Annotated in this window: 16 protein-coding genes and 1 tRNA gene; 12 read left to right on the top strand and 5 right to left on the bottom strand. The window is 63.2% G+C overall.

The features are described 5' to 3' along the window. Position 1: 1 nt before the first annotated feature. The 7 genes from NYQ83_RS08460 to NYQ83_RS08430 all read left to right on the top strand — a co-directional run bounded on the left by NYQ83_RS08460 (position 2) and on the right by NYQ83_RS08430 (position 4,303). Positions 2 to 328: an XdhC family protein gene (locus NYQ83_RS08460; RefSeq protein WP_370642313.1), complete on the top strand. Its 327-nt coding sequence runs from the start codon at positions 2 to 4 to the stop codon at positions 326 to 328. After that, positions 328 to 1,023 carry an XdhC family protein gene (locus NYQ83_RS08455; protein ID WP_261214072.1) on the top strand — a complete coding sequence of 232 codons (696 nt, stop codon included), beginning with the start codon at positions 328 to 330 and terminating at the stop codon, positions 1,021 to 1,023. Before NYQ83_RS08460 ends, NYQ83_RS08455 begins: the two co-directional genes overlap by 1 nt. Continuing rightward, positions 1,020 to 2,642, top strand: a complete 1,623-nt coding sequence (locus tag NYQ83_RS08450) for a molybdopterin-binding/glycosyltransferase family 2 protein (RefSeq protein ID WP_261214071.1) — start codon at positions 1,020 to 1,022, stop codon at positions 2,640 to 2,642. The genes NYQ83_RS08455 and NYQ83_RS08450 overlap by 4 nt, the downstream gene beginning before the upstream one ends. 61 nt (positions 2,643 to 2,703) lie before the next feature. Then, positions 2,704 to 3,036, top strand: coding sequence for a c-type cytochrome (locus NYQ83_RS08445; protein ID WP_234628297.1), 333 nt, complete (start codon positions 2,704 to 2,706; stop codon positions 3,034 to 3,036). A 102-nt stretch (positions 3,037 to 3,138) separates the two neighbouring features. After that, positions 3,139 to 3,420, top strand: coding sequence for an usg protein (locus NYQ83_RS08440; protein ID WP_234628296.1), 282 nt, complete (start codon positions 3,139 to 3,141; stop codon positions 3,418 to 3,420). Positions 3,421 to 3,509: 89 nt separating this feature from the next. Further along, positions 3,510 to 3,902: a Cu(I)-responsive transcriptional regulator gene (gene cueR / locus NYQ83_RS08435; protein WP_261214067.1), complete on the top strand. Its 393-nt coding sequence runs from the start codon at positions 3,510 to 3,512 to the stop codon at positions 3,900 to 3,902. Next, entirely contained in the window at positions 3,899 to 4,303 is a 405-nt protein-coding gene (locus NYQ83_RS08430) for a c-type cytochrome (RefSeq protein ID WP_261214065.1), read from the top strand. Before cueR ends, NYQ83_RS08430 begins: the two co-directional genes overlap by 4 nt. An 18-nt stretch (positions 4,304 to 4,321) precedes the next feature. Here NYQ83_RS08430 and radC read toward each other — a convergent pair whose 3' ends face one another. Together radC and map are read right to left on the bottom strand one after the other, a co-directional pair. Next, positions 4,322 to 5,026, bottom strand: a complete 705-nt coding sequence (gene radC, locus NYQ83_RS08425) for a RadC family protein (RefSeq protein ID WP_261214064.1) — start codon at positions 5,024 to 5,026, stop codon at positions 4,322 to 4,324. Positions 5,027 to 5,033: 7 nt separating this feature from the next. Continuing rightward, positions 5,034 to 5,837, bottom strand: coding sequence for a type I methionyl aminopeptidase (gene map, locus NYQ83_RS08420; RefSeq protein WP_261214063.1), 804 nt, complete (start codon positions 5,835 to 5,837; stop codon positions 5,034 to 5,036). Between the two features lie 174 nt (positions 5,838 to 6,011). Here map and NYQ83_RS08415 point away from each other — a divergent pair, with 174 nt between their 5' ends. The 4 genes from NYQ83_RS08415 to NYQ83_RS08400 all read left to right on the top strand — a co-directional run bounded on the left by NYQ83_RS08415 (position 6,012) and on the right by NYQ83_RS08400 (position 8,881). Then, positions 6,012 to 6,752: a competence/damage-inducible protein A gene (locus NYQ83_RS08415; protein WP_261215141.1), complete on the top strand. Its 741-nt coding sequence runs from the start codon at positions 6,012 to 6,014 to the stop codon at positions 6,750 to 6,752. A 24-nt stretch (positions 6,753 to 6,776) separates the two neighbouring features. Beyond that, the gene (gpt, locus tag NYQ83_RS08410) at positions 6,777 to 7,274 is read left to right on the top strand and encodes a xanthine phosphoribosyltransferase (RefSeq protein WP_092816248.1); all 498 of its coding nucleotides are present in this window, start codon (positions 6,777 to 6,779) and stop codon (positions 7,272 to 7,274) included. Between the two features lie 22 nt (positions 7,275 to 7,296). Next, the gene (locus NYQ83_RS08405) at positions 7,297 to 8,745 is read left to right on the top strand and encodes a TrkH family potassium uptake protein (RefSeq protein WP_261214061.1); all 1,449 of its coding nucleotides are present in this window, start codon (positions 7,297 to 7,299) and stop codon (positions 8,743 to 8,745) included. Positions 8,746 to 8,794: 49 nt separating this feature from the next. Further along, positions 8,795 to 8,881: transfer RNA gene (locus tag NYQ83_RS08400), tRNA-Leu, on the top strand. A 147-nt stretch (positions 8,882 to 9,028) separates the two neighbouring features. Here NYQ83_RS08400 and NYQ83_RS08395 read toward each other — a convergent pair. The 3 genes from NYQ83_RS08395 to NYQ83_RS08385 form a co-directional block, all read right to left on the bottom strand. Then, complete coding sequence (locus NYQ83_RS08395; RefSeq protein WP_261214059.1) at positions 9,029 to 10,750, bottom strand: PRC-barrel domain-containing protein; 1,722 nt, start codon at positions 10,748 to 10,750, stop codon at positions 9,029 to 9,031. A 139-nt stretch (positions 10,751 to 10,889) separates the two neighbouring features. Next, positions 10,890 to 12,026 (bottom strand): FAD-dependent monooxygenase, encoded by a 1,137-nt coding sequence (locus tag NYQ83_RS08390; protein WP_261214058.1) that lies wholly within the window; start codon positions 12,024 to 12,026, stop codon positions 10,890 to 10,892. A 45-nt stretch (positions 12,027 to 12,071) separates the two neighbouring features. Continuing rightward, entirely contained in the window at positions 12,072 to 12,308 is a 237-nt protein-coding gene (locus NYQ83_RS08385) for a zinc-finger domain-containing protein (protein ID WP_128291707.1), read from the bottom strand. 170 nt (positions 12,309 to 12,478) lie between these two features. Between NYQ83_RS08385 and NYQ83_RS08380 the strand changes: the two genes are divergently transcribed. Further along, entirely contained in the window at positions 12,479 to 13,243 is a 765-nt protein-coding gene (locus NYQ83_RS08380) for an alpha/beta fold hydrolase (protein ID WP_261214056.1), read from the top strand. The last annotated feature ends 217 nt before the right edge of the window (positions 13,244 to 13,460 follow it).

Below are 13,460 nucleotides of genomic sequence, written 5' to 3'. Positions count from 1 at the left end.
CATGGCAGAGATGTTGGAACACGACGCGCTTGCCACAGCTGAAGCCTGGCGTGCGGCCGGACGGAAGGTGGCGCTCGCCACCGTCGTCGAGACCTGGGGTTCGGCGCCGCGGCCTGTCGGCAGCCACCTCGTCATCGACGAAGAGGGCAATTTCGAAGGCTCGGTTTCGGGAGGCTGTGTCGAAGGCGCCGTCGTCGGCGAAGCGCTCGAGCTTCTGGAGAGCGGGGCGACGAAAATGCTTGAATTCGGCGTTGCCGATGAGACGGCCTGGCGGGTCGGTCTCTCCTGCGGAGGCCGCATCCGCGTCTTCGTCGAACCGGTGGCGTGATGGAGCTGTCGCTTCTCAAGGCGCTCAACGAAGAGCGCGCCGCCCGCCGCGCCGCCGTCCTCGTCACCGATACGGCAAGCGGCGAGGCACGTCTCGTCAAAGAGAGCGAGGCTGCGGGAGATCCGCTCGCGGGGGAGATTTCAAGGCGTCTTCGCTCCGGCCGATCCGGGATGCTGGAGGATGGCCGGACTTTTCTGACCGTTGCGGTGCCGCCGCCACGGCTCGTCGCGATCGGGGCCGTGCATATCAGCCAGGCCCTGGCGCCGATGGCGAAACTTGCGGGCCTCGACGTCACGATCATCGATCCGCGCACGGCCTTTGCGACGGAAGAGCGGTTCCCGGGTGTTTCGCTCATCGCGGAATGGCCTGAAGAGGCGCTCAAAAGTATCCCCTTCGATGCCTATACGGCGGTCGCGGCGCTCACCCATGATCCGAAGATCGACGATTTCCCGCTGCGGGAGGCGCTCGCCGCCGGCTGTTTCTATGTCGGGGCTCTCGGGAGCCGGAAGACGCACGGCAAGCGTGTGGAGCGGCTTCTCGAAGCCGGTGTCGGCTCAGCCGATGTCGAGCGGATTCATGCGCCGATCGGTCTCGACATCGCTGCGGCCTCGCCGGCCGAAATCGCCGTCGCCGTTCTTGCGGAAGTGATCGCGGCGCTCCGCAAGGGCCCGTCGATGGCACGTGAGGCCGCTTGAAGTTCGGCCCGATCGCGGTCGCAGAGGCCGAGGGTACGATCCTGGCTCATAAGATCCGGGCAGGCGACCTGTCGCTGAAGAAGGGCGCGCGGCTGAATGCCGAGGACATCGCACGGCTTCAAGCTGCCGGGATCTCTGCGGTCATTGCGGCGCGGCTCGATGCAAGCGACCTCCATGAAGATCAGGCCGCCGAACGCATCGCCCGCGCGATTGCCGGCGGGCATCTCCGCATCGAGGCGCCGTTCACCGGACGCTGCAATCTTCACGCCGAAGTCTCTGGAGTCTTTAGAGTCGACAAAGATCTGATCGACGCCCTCAACCGGATCGATCCGGGGCTGACGGTGGCAACGCTTGCGCCGTTCGAAGCGGTCGAAGCGGGCCGCATGATCGCGACGGTGAAGATCATCCCCTTCGCACTCTCTGAAGAGGTTCTCGAGACGGCCGAGAGGCTTCTCGCGAGCCATGAACCGCCCTTATCCGTGGCGGCGTTCCGTCCTTGCCGGGTCAGCCTCGTTTCGACATGCCTGCCATCGACGCAGGCGAAGATGCTCGACAAGACGCGGCGTGTGCTGGAAGCCCGGCTCGAGAAGGCGGGGGCGAGCCTCACCGACGAGACGCGCGTCGCGCATGTGACCCAAGCATTGGCGGAGGCGTTGCGGAAGCCGGCGTCGGAAGGTGCGGATATCATCGTCGTTTTCGGGGCGTCCGCGATCACCGATCAGAACGACATCATCCCGGCCGCGCTCCGTATGGCCGGCGGTCGCGTTCTGCATTTCGGCATGCCGGTTGATCCGGGCAATCTTCTCCTCATTGGCGAACTTGGCGGCCGCCCTGTGATCGGGGCTCCCGGTTGCGCCCGCAGCCCGAAGGAGAACGGATTCGACTTTGTGCTGAATCGCTTCCTGGCGGGACTTGAGGTCAGGCCTGAAGACATCATGGGTATGGGGGTCGGGGGTCTGTTGTCGGAGATCGTATCGCGGCCGCAACCTCGTCAGCCGTCCGAGGGGGATGGCGGCGTGGCCGCCATCGTGCTCGCGGCCGGGCGTTCGCGGCGTATGGGCGGTCCGAACAAGCTTCTCGCCCGGTTCGACGACGTGCCGCTCGTGCGTCGCACCGTGGAGACGGTCACAGCTTCCGGCGTCTCGGAGGTCGTGGTGGTCACCGGCCATATGCGCGAGGCAGTGGAAGAGGTCCTTGAAGGAAGCGGAGCGCGCCTCGTTCACAATCCCGATTTTGCCGAAGGGCTCGCAAGCTCTCTGCGGGTCGGATTGCGCGCCTTACCGGAGGGCGTGTCGGGTGCGCTCATCGTGCTTGCCGATATGCCGGGGCTGACACGCGAAGCGATTGTCCAGATGCTCGCCGCCTTCGAGCCCGACGCCAGCCGCAGCATCGTGCTTGCGACCGCGTCCGGAAAACACGGCAATCCGGTTCTCTGGGCGCGCCGCTATTTTGACGAGTTGTTGCAGGTGAGCGGTGACACCGGCGGCCGGCATGTGATCGGGCTTCATCCCGACGACGTCTTTGAGGTCGAGATCGGCGCGGCCGCGCGGCTCGACGTCGACACGCCCGAGGCACTTGAGGCTGCCGGTGGCGTGATCGATCCGGCACGCGAAGGTTGATCCTGGTCATGGCGCGGTTCGGAGCTGTGGCTATCCTGCGCTCATGAGGGGATCGATCGCATTGGCGGGTCTGCTTTTGCTGGCAACGGCGCAGGGCGCTGCGGGCCAGAACATCGCCCGCGGCGAAGCGCTGGCCGAAGAGTATTGCTCCCGCTGTCACGCCGTCGGATCGACGGGCACGAGCCCGATGCCGCCCGCACCAGCCTTCCGCGATCTGTCCGAGCGCTATCCGATCGACACATTATGGGAAGCGCTTGCCGAGGGCATCGTGACCGGCCACCCGGCCATGCCGGAATTCCGCTGGCCGCCTGCCGATATCGACGATATTCTTGGCTATATCACCTCGATCCAGCCGTCGGAGGACGGTCCGGCTGCTGGCAGCACTCCTGAGTGAAGGCTGCTAAGCCATTGTTCGACATTATGATTTCGACCAAGGGCTAGTAGACTTTTAATCTATGAGACGCAATCATTGCACCTCCTGATCCAGGAGGAGAGCATGCAGCAAAGTCGCGAGGAGAGTGATCTCGGCCTTCAGCTCGCCGGTTACGGCCTGACCACCGCCAACGTTCTCTACTACATGCCGGAGCGCCCGAAGCTCATTCAAAGCTTCGTCTGGCAGTTCTACGATGTGGCACCTGACCATCCGCGGCTGGAGCGCTTCCTCGACTACTGGCGGCGCGAGATCGATGCGGCCATCCATTCGGTTGAGATTGCCCATGAGCGTCTGATCAAGCCCTCGGAATGGCGTCTCGCGACCTTCGAAGGGCGGCTCAACTAATCTCGAAAGGGATTGTGAGGCGCGTGGCGCTCCCTTGACTTTCCAGTGGCTGGAACCCTTATCCAGCAGGAAAGCGTGGGAGTTGGCGCATGAATATCGGCGATGCGGCGCAGGCCTCCGGCCTGCCCCCCAAAACGATCCGCTATTACGAGGATATCGGGCTCGTACAGCCGGACCGGCGCGGCAACAATTACCGCGACTATTCCGATACCCACGTCCACAATCTGCAATTCCTGGCGCGCGCCCGCTCTCTGGGTTTTTCCATCGAGGAATGCCGTCAGCTTCTGTCTCTCTACGGAGACCGCTGCCGGGCGAGTGGCGACGTGAAGGCGATTGCGATCCGTCATATCGGTGAGATCGAGCGCAAGATCGCCGAACTTCAGGCGATGCACGATACGCTGTCGAACCTCGTCGAGGCCTGCCATGGCGACCATCGGCCAGATTGCCCGATCCTGCAGGATCTGGCCGGGGACCGGACATGACGCCGAAGGCGGTTTCCTTTGTCGTTCTGGGCCTTGCGATCGCCGCTTTCCTGGCCATCCGGGCGTTCGTGGCGGGGGACGGTGATGTTCGGGTCGCGAACGTCAAAGTGCCGGAGCTTTCGTCCGACGCTGAGACGGGCAGGGCGCTCTTTGCGGAGAACTGCGTCGCCTGTCATGGCGAGAATGCCGCGGGGACAGAAGCCGGGCCGCCTCTCGTGCATGCGGTCTACGCGCCTGAGCATCACAGCGATCAGGCGTTTCAGCTTGCCGTGGCGCGCGGCGTGAGCGCGCATCATTGGAGCTTTGGCAACATGGCGCCGGTAGAAGGTCTGTCTCAGACGGAGGTGGACAAGATCGCCGCCTATGTGCGCGAATTGCAGCGCGCGAACGGGATTTTGTGAGCGCCGACGACGCAGCCGTTACATCAGCCCCATGCCGCGGAAGCTCGCATGCCCGTCGCGGCCGATGATGATGTGATCGTGCACGGTCACCCCCAAAGGCTTGCCGACGTCGATGAGCGTCTTCGTCATCTGAATGTCGGCCCGAGACGGTGAGGGGTCGCCGGACGGGTGGTTGTGCACCAGAATGAGGGCGGTCGCCGAGAGTTCGAGGGCGCGACGCATCACTTCCCGGGGATAGACCGGGGTGTGGTCGACCGTGCCCCTCTGCTGCACTTCGTCGGCGATGAGTGCGTTCTTCTTGTCGAGGAACAGGATGCGGAACTGCTCACGATCCTCAAACGCCATCGTCGTGCGGCAATAGTCGAGAAGCGTCGACCAAGAGCCAAGAACCTGACGGCTTCTGACTTCGTGACGACCAAGACGTTCGGCGAAGGCGCGCATCAATTTCAGCTGCAGGATGACGGCGTCGCCGACGCCATCGATTTCCTTCAGGCGTGTCGGCGATGCCGCCAGAACTTCTCCGAGCGAACCGAAGGTGGCGAGCAGAGCCTTGGCGATCGGCTTGGTGTCGCGCCGGGGCAGGGCGCTGAAGAGGGCGAGCTCCAAAAGCTCGTAATCCGCCAGCGCGTCGGCTCCTGCCTCGCGAAAACGGTTGCGCAGACGGTCTCGGTGGCCGTGATAATGGACCTGGCCGGGGCCGGCTTCTTCGAAATCAAAGCCCACGGAGGTCTCAGGGCCGGCCGTAGCCGGCCGGCGACAGCGTGAAGATTTCCACCCCGTCCTCCGTAACGCCGACGGAATGCTCGTATTGTGCGGTGAGAGATCTGTCGCGCGTGACCGCCGTCCAGCCGTCGTTCAGGAGTTTGACGTGCGGACGGCCGAGATTGATCATCGGCTCGATCGTGAAGATCATCCCAGGTTCGAGCGCGAGCCCTTCGCCGGGACGCCCGTAATGCAGGATATTCGGCGGCTCGTGGAAGGCCAGCCCGACGCCGTGGCCGCAGAAATCGCGCACGACCGAACAGCGCTCGGCTTCCGCGTAGCTTTGGATGGCGTGACCGATATCGCCGAGCGTCGCGCCGGGTTTCACCGCGTCGATCCCGCGCATCAGGCACTCATAGGTGACCTCCATCAGCCGTTCAGCCGCCCGCTTGATCTGGCCGACCGCGTACATGCGGCTTGAATCGCCATGCCAGCCGTCGAGGATGAAGGTGACATCGATATTGGCGATGTCTCCCTCTTTGAGTGGTTTATCGTTGGGAATGCCGTGGCAGACGACATGATTGAGCGAGATGCACGAGGCCTTGCGGTAGCCGCGATAATTGAGCGTTGCCGGGAGTGCATCATGCTGAAGCGCGAAATCGTAAACGAAATCGTCGAGCTCTTGCGTGGTGACGCCCGGTTTGACGCGCTCGGTCAATTCATCGAGGCAGGTGGCAGCGAGCTGACCGGCCCGGCGCATGCCGACAAAACCTTCCTCGCCGTAGGTATGGATGGAGGCCTTTTCGCGCTGGCCTGAAAGTGCGTTCTGCATAGGATGGAACCGTCCTTATTCGGCGACAAGCTAGCCGATTGAGGCGCCCCTTTTAAAGGGGAGATGGAGTATTTCGCCTTCCATATGGGGAAGGGGCGGGCGGCAAGCCAGATTGGACTTGCCGGCGGCTACGACAAAGGGCACTCAGTCTCAATGAGCGAGATCGAAGCGAGTATCGCACACCCGACCCTGGCCGCGCCTCGGGCAGCCATGCTGGTGATCGGCGACGAGATCCTGTCGGGGCGCACCAAGGACAAGAATATCGGCACGCTTGCCGATTTCTGCACCGACCTCGGGATCGATCTGGAGGAAGTGCGGATCGTCGGCGATCAGAAGCATGCGATCGTGGCGGCGCTGAAGGCGCTGTCGGCGGCGTATGACATCGTCTTCACCTCCGGCGGTATCGGGCCGACGCATGACGACATCACGGCGGATGCGGTTGCGAGCGCGTTCGATCGTCCGCTCATTCATCATCCCGAGGCGGTTCGGATCCTGCGGGAGCGGGCCGAGGCGCGCGGTTGGGAGCTGAACGAGGCGCGCCTCAGAATGGCGCGGACGCCGGAAGGCGCCGACCTCATCGCCAATGCGGTCTCGGGCGCCCCCGGCTTCAAGATCGGCAACGTCTATGTGATGGCGGGCGTGCCGGCTGTGATGGAGGCAATGCTTGCGGCACTTGCGCCCATACTGCCGCATGCCGCGAAGATCATGTCTGTGACGATCGAGGCGGGACGCGGGGAAGGAGAGATCGCTGATTGGCTCTCCGACCTTCAGGACGAGCACCCGGAGGTGCGTTTCGGTTCCTACCCCTACCAGGACGGAAGGCGCTTCACGACCCGCATCGTGATCCGCTCACGGGATGGAGAGGCGCTAAAAAAGGCAGCCGAGGCCGTGGAAAGCCGCCTGCAAAGCGGATAAGAGGCCGGAAAGAACGAGAGAGATATGGTGCAAGAAAAGGCCTTCCCGGTTTCCTGGGAGCAGTTTCATCGCGACGCGCGGGCGCTGACCTGGCGGCTCGCCGGCGCCGGCCCCTTCGAGGCGATCGTGTGCATCACGCGGGGCGGGCTCGTGCCGGCGGCCGTCGTGTCGCGCGAACTTGAAATCCGGCTGATCGAGACGGTCTGTGTCGCGTCCTATCACGACTACAAGACCCAGGGCACGACCGAGGTGCTGAAGCCGATTTCGGAGCAGGTGCGCCATCTCGGCGGGGCGGGCGGCAAGGGTGTCCTCATCGTCGACGACCTCGTCGACACCGGAAAGACTGCCGCCATCGTGCGAGAAATGTTGCCGGATGCGCATTTCGCTACGGTCTATGCAAAACCCAAGGGGCGCCCGCTGGTCGATACGTTCGTTACGGAAGTGTCCCAGGATACCTGGATTTATTTCCCGTGGGATCTGGGGCTGAGCTTCCAGCCGCCGATCTCCGGCGCACCCAGCTGACGCCACGCGCGCAGGCGACATCTTGCTTCGGTATCAACCTATCCTGGCGATAACCGGCCTCCTTCTGGTGGCGCTGGGCGTGGTGATGATTCTGCCGGCCCTCGTCGATCTTTCGGCTGGCAATCCCGACTGGATGGTGTTTGCACTCTCAGGCGTCGTGACGGCCCTCGTCGGTGCGGTCTTCGCCATCGCGGGACGCGAGGACGAGCCGGTCGGTCTCAACCTCAAGCAGGCCTTCATTCTCACCACCGTCCTGTGGTTCGTACTGCCGGGGTTCGCGGCTCTGCCGTTCCTCGGCCTCGATGTCGATTATGCGGACGCCTTCTTCGAGACGGTCTCCGGCATGACGACGACGGGTTCCACCGTCCTCACGGGCCTCGACAGTCTGCCGCCCGGCATTCATCTCTGGCGCTCGCTCCTGCAATGGATCGGCGGCGTCGGCATCGTCGTCATGGCCATCATCATGCTGCCGTTCCTGAAGGTCGGCGGTATGCAGCTCTTCCACGCGGAAAGCTCCGACCGTTCGGAGAAGGTGCTGGCAAAGTCGTTCGATCTCGCCGCCTGGATCGGCGGCATCTATGTCGGTCTGACGCTCCTCTGCGCGCTCGCCTATGCGGCCGGCGGCATGACCTTCTTCGATGCGATCTGCCATGCGATGACGACGCTCTCGACCGGCGGCTTTTCGACCCACGACGCGTCCTTCGGTTATTTCGGCGACAATCCGGAGCTTCTTTGGACGGGCAGCTTCTTCATGCTGGCGGGGGCCATGCCGTTCGTCGCCTATATCGGCGCTTTGCGTGGCCGGCCGTATGAGATCTTTCGCGATCCCCAGGTGCGGGCGCTGGTCGGTCTCCTGGTGATCGTGTGTACGGGCCTTGCGTTCCAATTGACGCTGACGGGCGAGTTCACGTTCGGCCAGGCTCTGCGGCACTCCACCTTCAACGTCGTTTCCGTGGTGACGACGACCGGCTATGCCTCGCTCGATTACACGCAGCTCGGCACCTTTTCGGTCGGGCTCTTCTTCGTGCTCACCTATGTGGGAGGCTGCACCGGGTCCACGGCCGGCGGCATCAAGATCTACCGTCTCGTTATCCTGTGGGAGATCATCCGGCGCCAGATCCGGCTTCTCGCCCATCCTTCGCGCGTCGATCCGCTGCGCTATGCCGGTCGTCGTATCCCGGCCGATGTTCCGCCCTCGGTTCTGGCTTTCCTGACGCTTTATGTCGGGACCACGGTGATCATCACGATGATTCTCGCGGCGCTCGGCCTCGACTTCGTCACCGCCATTTCCGCGGCGGTGACTGCGGTCGGCAATGTCGGTCCTGGGCTTGGCGAGATCGTGGGCCCGGCTGGCAATTTCGGGTCGCTTCCCGACGCCGCTAAGATCGCGCTCACCTTTGCGATGGTGCTCGGGCGACTGGAGCTCTTCACGGTCCTGGTGCTTTTCGACCCGGCCTTCTGGCGCTGGTGAGACGCCTCTTGCCGGCCGTCATAAGCCCGGCTAGGCAAAAGTGCTACGCGCGGGCGTGGCGGAATAGGTAGACGCAAGGGACTTAAAATCCCTCGGTTGGAAAACCATGCGGGTTCGAGTCCCGCCGCCCGCACCATTCTGCCATGTCAGTTCTCTGCTCCCCCTTGTTGGAAAGGGCAGGGACCGGGCCGCTCGATCTCAAGCCGTGATGTCGTAGAAGGCCAAAGAAAAACCCGCCGGCCGGAGCCGACGGGTCGTGTCTGTCTGAGTGAACGCTGGGTGCTTACTGCACGCCTTCGTATTCCGGCGCGTCTTCCAGCTGATTCTCGGTGGCATTGATCGAATAGCGGGTTTCGCCGTTCGCATCCTTCTGGACGTTGAGCGTGTCATACTCAACCGCAACCGGCTTCTCGCCGATGCCCAGGAAGCCGCCGACATCGATGATCACAGCGCGGACATCGCCATTCTGGCCGACAATCACATCGTCGATATCACCGACGCTCTCGTCGTTGGTGCCATAAACAGTGGCGCCCATAATGTCCTCGGCACTCATGCCGCTCGGCTGTGCACCACCCGGAACGGACTTGCTCGAAGCCATGTCGTTCTGATCGCGCGAAGCGGTGGTCATCGATCCCGCGCCGGCACTTTCATTTGTGCCCGATGTGGTCGTGTCGGTCTGACGGTTCTGTGCCGTCTGGGAGCCCGACGTATCGGCATTCATGTCGCTGGTGTTGCTTGCGACATCTCCATCCTGGCCCGACATATCCCACTTCGGCGCGTTCTCCAGTTCGGCCCGCGTCATCGGGATCGTGAGGCGCGGCTCATCCTCGTTCGATGCCTGGGTCATTTCGACCTGGTCGAATTTGACGGCCACAGGCTTCTCGCCCACGCCGAGGAACCCGCCCACATCGATCACGATCGAATCGATCTTGCCGTTGTCTGCAAGGATGACATCGTCGATTTCGCCGACGCTCTGCTGCTGAGCGTCCGGGTTGGCGGCGAGCTGGTTATTCTGGCCGCTCTGCCCAGTACCCGTGGAGCCGTCGCCAGTCGCCGAAGCCGGACGGTTCGTCGCCATTTGTTGGCTGGTGCTATCGCCGGAAGCCGTTCCATTCGTGCCCATGGCCGTCGTCTGGCCGCTGGCGTCGGTCTGGACCTGGTCCTGCATATCAGTCACGGGTTCGCCGCTCGCCATAGTGTCGCTCTCGCCCATGGCTCCGCTCGCCTGACCGCTGTCAGTGTTGTTCTGCAGGGCCTGCTGCTGACGCTGACGCGCTTCACTGCCGCTGGAACCCGCACTCATCGCATCCTGACCCGTGGTCGACGAGTAGACTTCCCGTCCGAGCCAGTCGCTCAGGCGGGTTTCGCCCTGCTCCGGTTGCGCAAACGCGGTCTGACGATCCTGGCCGCTCATTGCGCTGTCGTTGGTCGTCTTTGTGCTCGAGGCTGTCTGCTGCGACTGATCCTTCGTCATGGCCCCGCTTGCAGCGCCAGCCGAAGAGGCGGTCGTCGCGGAGGCATCCGTGGAGCTCGCGCTGTCGTTGCCGCCTTCTTTCTGCATATTCGCATAGCTGCGCTGGTTGTCGTTCTCCTGGAACTCAGGAGCGTTCTTCAGTTCTTCCTCGGTGGCATCCACGACCAGGCGCATTTCGCCATTCTGATCCTGGGTCACCTGGAACTGATCGTAATCCAGGGCGACTTCTTTTTCGCCGAGGCCGAGAAAGCCGCCGACGCCGATAATAGCGGCAGTGATGTTGCCGTTCTCGTCGACGAGAAGATCGTCGATATCGCCGACTTCTTCAGCGTCCGGTCCGGCCGAGGAGTAGACGGTCTGGCCCATCCAGGATGAGGCGAGATCCTCGCCCTGCTTCTGCTGCGTCTTGACGCCCTGGGTGGTGGACTGAGCCTGCGTCGTCTCGTTCTGAGTAGCCGGCTGCGTCTGGGCGATCGCGCCGGTGGTCAACAGTGCGGCAATCGCCGTACTCGCCATCAATGTGCGGATCATATAGTAATCTCCTTGCATCTCGGATGCTATTGAGGCCGCGCGGATATGTGTGGAAGCCGTTCGCGCGGCCGTTACCACCCGACAACGTTAAGTGGTCGATCGGGTTCCGATTGCGGAGATGTATTACGCTCCGAAATGCTTAGGCGGTAAAAGAATATAGCCAATCCTGGCGGCGCATCAAAACTTCGCCAGGAAGCGCCAGAAGCGCTGTGTTCCTGAGGCCCGCGACGAGACTGGGCATGGTGTAGATCTGGAGATTGTTCTCCGCCATGGACACAACCTTACGGACGCGTGGCTTGCGCGCAAGCTCGTAGCGAGCGAGTTTTCCAGAGAGCGCTCCGTCGCCTGCGAGCTCGGCGGAAAGCGTCGCGGCATCCTCGATCCCCATCGCGCCTCCCTGAGCGGCTGTCGGCAGCATGGCGTGAGCGGCATCGCCGAGGAGAACAGCACGTCCTTTTGTCCAGGCGAGGCTCGGGTCGACGGTCTGGAGCGGCCAGGGCAGCCATTTGTGGCCTAGGGTCTCAGAGCCGAAAAATGCTGTGAGCTCGGGCGCCGCATGGGAGAGTGCAGGTCCCGATTGGCCGGTCGCTCTTTGCGGCTCGATTGCCACGATGTTGAGGCGTTCGCCCCGCCGGATGGGATAGTGAACAACGTGCCAGCCGGGGCCCATCCATAACGTGGTGCAACTCGTATCGAGCCAGTCGGGCGCGGCCGAGACGTCGATGCTCACGCGCCAGGCGACATGTGTCGAAGAGGAGGGGTCGGCCCCGGAGACGAGCTTTCGGCGTACGACCGAACGAAGCCCGTCTGCTCCGACGACGAGATCGGCGTGATGTTCCGTGCCGGCAGCCTCGAAGGCGACACCGCTCTCTTGCTCGTCAAAAGCCTCCACACCTGCGCCGAGATGAAGGCGCACCGTGGCCTCTTTGCGAACTGCCTTCAAAAGGACGTCTTGCAGGTCGGCGCGATGGATCAGCCAGTAGGGCGCGCCGTAGCGCGCTTGCGCCCATTCTCCCAACGGGAGCGTTGCGAGGAGGTTGAGGCGCTGGCCGTTGCCGATCTGCAGCTTGTCAGGCGCGACGACGCATCTGCCGAGTTCCTCTCCGAGTCCCAGCGCGAGGAGAATCCGGGAGGCGTTGGGCGACAATTGGATGCCGGCGCCCACTTCTTCCAACGTCTCGGCACGCTCGAAAAGATCGAGCTCGAAGCCCCTGCGCGCCAGCGAAAGTGCGAGAGTCAGGCCGGAGATGCCGGCCCCGATGACGGCGATGCGCATTCTATAAGAAAGGGCAGGGACGGGTGCCCATGCTCCCCTCCAGCCTCATTCCTGGTAAACGGCTTCGGTCGGACGCGCCTGCTTCGGGCTGAGCGAACGATCGAGCTTGTAGAGGGTCGAGCAGTACGGGCAGATGATTTCGTGCTCGTCGCCCATGTCGAGGAAAACATGCGGATGGTCAAACGGGGGCAGAGCGCCGATGCACATGAATTCGCTGGCGCCGACCGAAATCGCCTCCACTCCGCCGGTATTATGAAAATGCGGAACCACGTTCTCCGCCATCGTCACTCGTCCTGTGCGCTGTTGCTAGTTTGCGGAACATAGGCGTGCACGGGCGGCGGGCCAATGTCAAAATTCCAGCTCCTCGCGGTGCCGGCTCGTGCATCGCGTTGACCGTCTGCCACATGAAGGGCTAAGCGGCGGCATGATCCATTCGCACGTCCATCCTTCTCATGCCCTCCTTTGAAACGTCAGACGGCGTCGCCATCGCCTATCTCGACCAGGGAGAGGGCGAACCGCTTCTCCTTATCCATGGCTTCGCTTCGAGCCACCGGGTCAACTGGCAGTCCACCGGCTGGGTGTCGGCCTTCAATGAGGCCGGATATCGCGTCATCGCGCCTGACAATCGCGGCCATGGCTGGTCCGACGCACCGCATTCCGCCGACGCCTATGGCATGGACCGGATGGCGCGGGATATGCTGGAGCTTCTCGATCATCTCGGCCTCGAACGAGCCCTCATGATGGGATATTCGATGGGCGCGCGGATCGCCGCGCATCTTGCCGTCGCCGAACCCGAGAAGGTTGAAGCCCTCATCATCGGCGGGCTCGGCGATCAGCTCATCCAGGGGTTCGGCGAGGCTGATGACGTTGCAGCCGGCATGCGCGCCACCTCCATGGACGAGGTCGTTGGCGAGACCGCAAAAGGATTTCGTGTCTTCGCCGAACAGACGGGTTCGGATCTCCTGGCGCTTGCCGCCTGTATGGAGGCGGGCCGCGAGAACCTTACTCCCGATATGCTCGGCAAGCTCACCATGCCTGTGCTCATCGTCGTGGGGTCCGAGGATGAGGTGGCCGGCGATCCGGAAGCGCTGGCAAAACTCATCCCCGGCGCCGAGACCGCGATCATCCCGCGGCGTGACCACATGCGCGCGGTGGGGGACAAGGCGACCAAGGCCGCCGTTCTGGAGTTTTTGGAGAGGCTGCGCAAAGCAGCTTAACGGCGTCAGCGCGTGGTGGGCGATGGGTGCGAACCGGCGCCGATCATGTCGGCGAGCTGTTGACCCCGGGTCGCGCCGGCATATGCTGATTTTCAATGGAAGCTATATAACACGGTGCGTGGTCCGCGAGAGCGGTGGCGAAGGCAGAGAGAGCCTGCAAAACCTCTCTGGCCAACTGGGCGCACCGCACCAGATATCCGGGCGCCGGAGAACCGGA

Source organism: Afifella sp. JA880 (genome assembly GCF_025379905.1).
GTDB lineage: Bacteria > Pseudomonadota > Alphaproteobacteria > Rhizobiales > Afifellaceae > Afifella > Afifella aestuarii.
This window is presented reverse-complemented; position numbering and strand designations above follow the sequence as displayed.

What these genes read in the sequence shown, in the direction of transcription:
- map (WP_261214063.1), bottom strand. Translation starts at nt 5,837, where the DNA reads ATGCAGAACGCACTTTCAGGCCAGCGCGAAAAGGCCTCCATCCATACC.
- NYQ83_RS08395 (WP_261214059.1), bottom strand. Translation starts at nt 10,750, where the DNA reads ATGATCCGCACATTGATGGCGAGTACGGCGATTGCCGCACTGTTGACC.
- NYQ83_RS08455 (WP_261214072.1), top strand. Translation starts at nt 328, where the DNA reads ATGGAGCTGTCGCTTCTCAAGGCGCTCAACGAAGAGCGCGCCGCCCGC.
- gpt (WP_092816248.1), top strand. Translation starts at nt 6,777, where the DNA reads ATGGTGCAAGAAAAGGCCTTCCCGGTTTCCTGGGAGCAGTTTCATCGC.
- NYQ83_RS08390 (WP_261214058.1), bottom strand. Translation starts at nt 12,026, where the DNA reads ATGCGCATCGCCGTCATCGGGGCCGGCATCTCCGGCCTGACTCTCGCA.
- NYQ83_RS08440 (WP_234628296.1), top strand. Translation starts at nt 3,139, where the DNA reads ATGCAGCAAAGTCGCGAGGAGAGTGATCTCGGCCTTCAGCTCGCCGGT.
- NYQ83_RS08380 (WP_261214056.1), top strand. Translation starts at nt 12,479, where the DNA reads ATGCCCTCCTTTGAAACGTCAGACGGCGTCGCCATCGCCTATCTCGAC.
- cueR (WP_261214067.1), top strand. Translation starts at nt 3,510, where the DNA reads ATGAATATCGGCGATGCGGCGCAGGCCTCCGGCCTGCCCCCCAAAACG.
- NYQ83_RS08430 (WP_261214065.1), top strand. Translation starts at nt 3,899, where the DNA reads ATGACGCCGAAGGCGGTTTCCTTTGTCGTTCTGGGCCTTGCGATCGCC.
- NYQ83_RS08385 (WP_128291707.1), bottom strand. Translation starts at nt 12,308, where the DNA reads ATGGCGGAGAACGTGGTTCCGCATTTTCATAATACCGGCGGAGTGGAG.
- NYQ83_RS08460 (WP_370642313.1), top strand. Translation starts at nt 2, where the DNA reads ATGGCAGAGATGTTGGAACACGACGCGCTTGCCACAGCTGAAGCCTGG.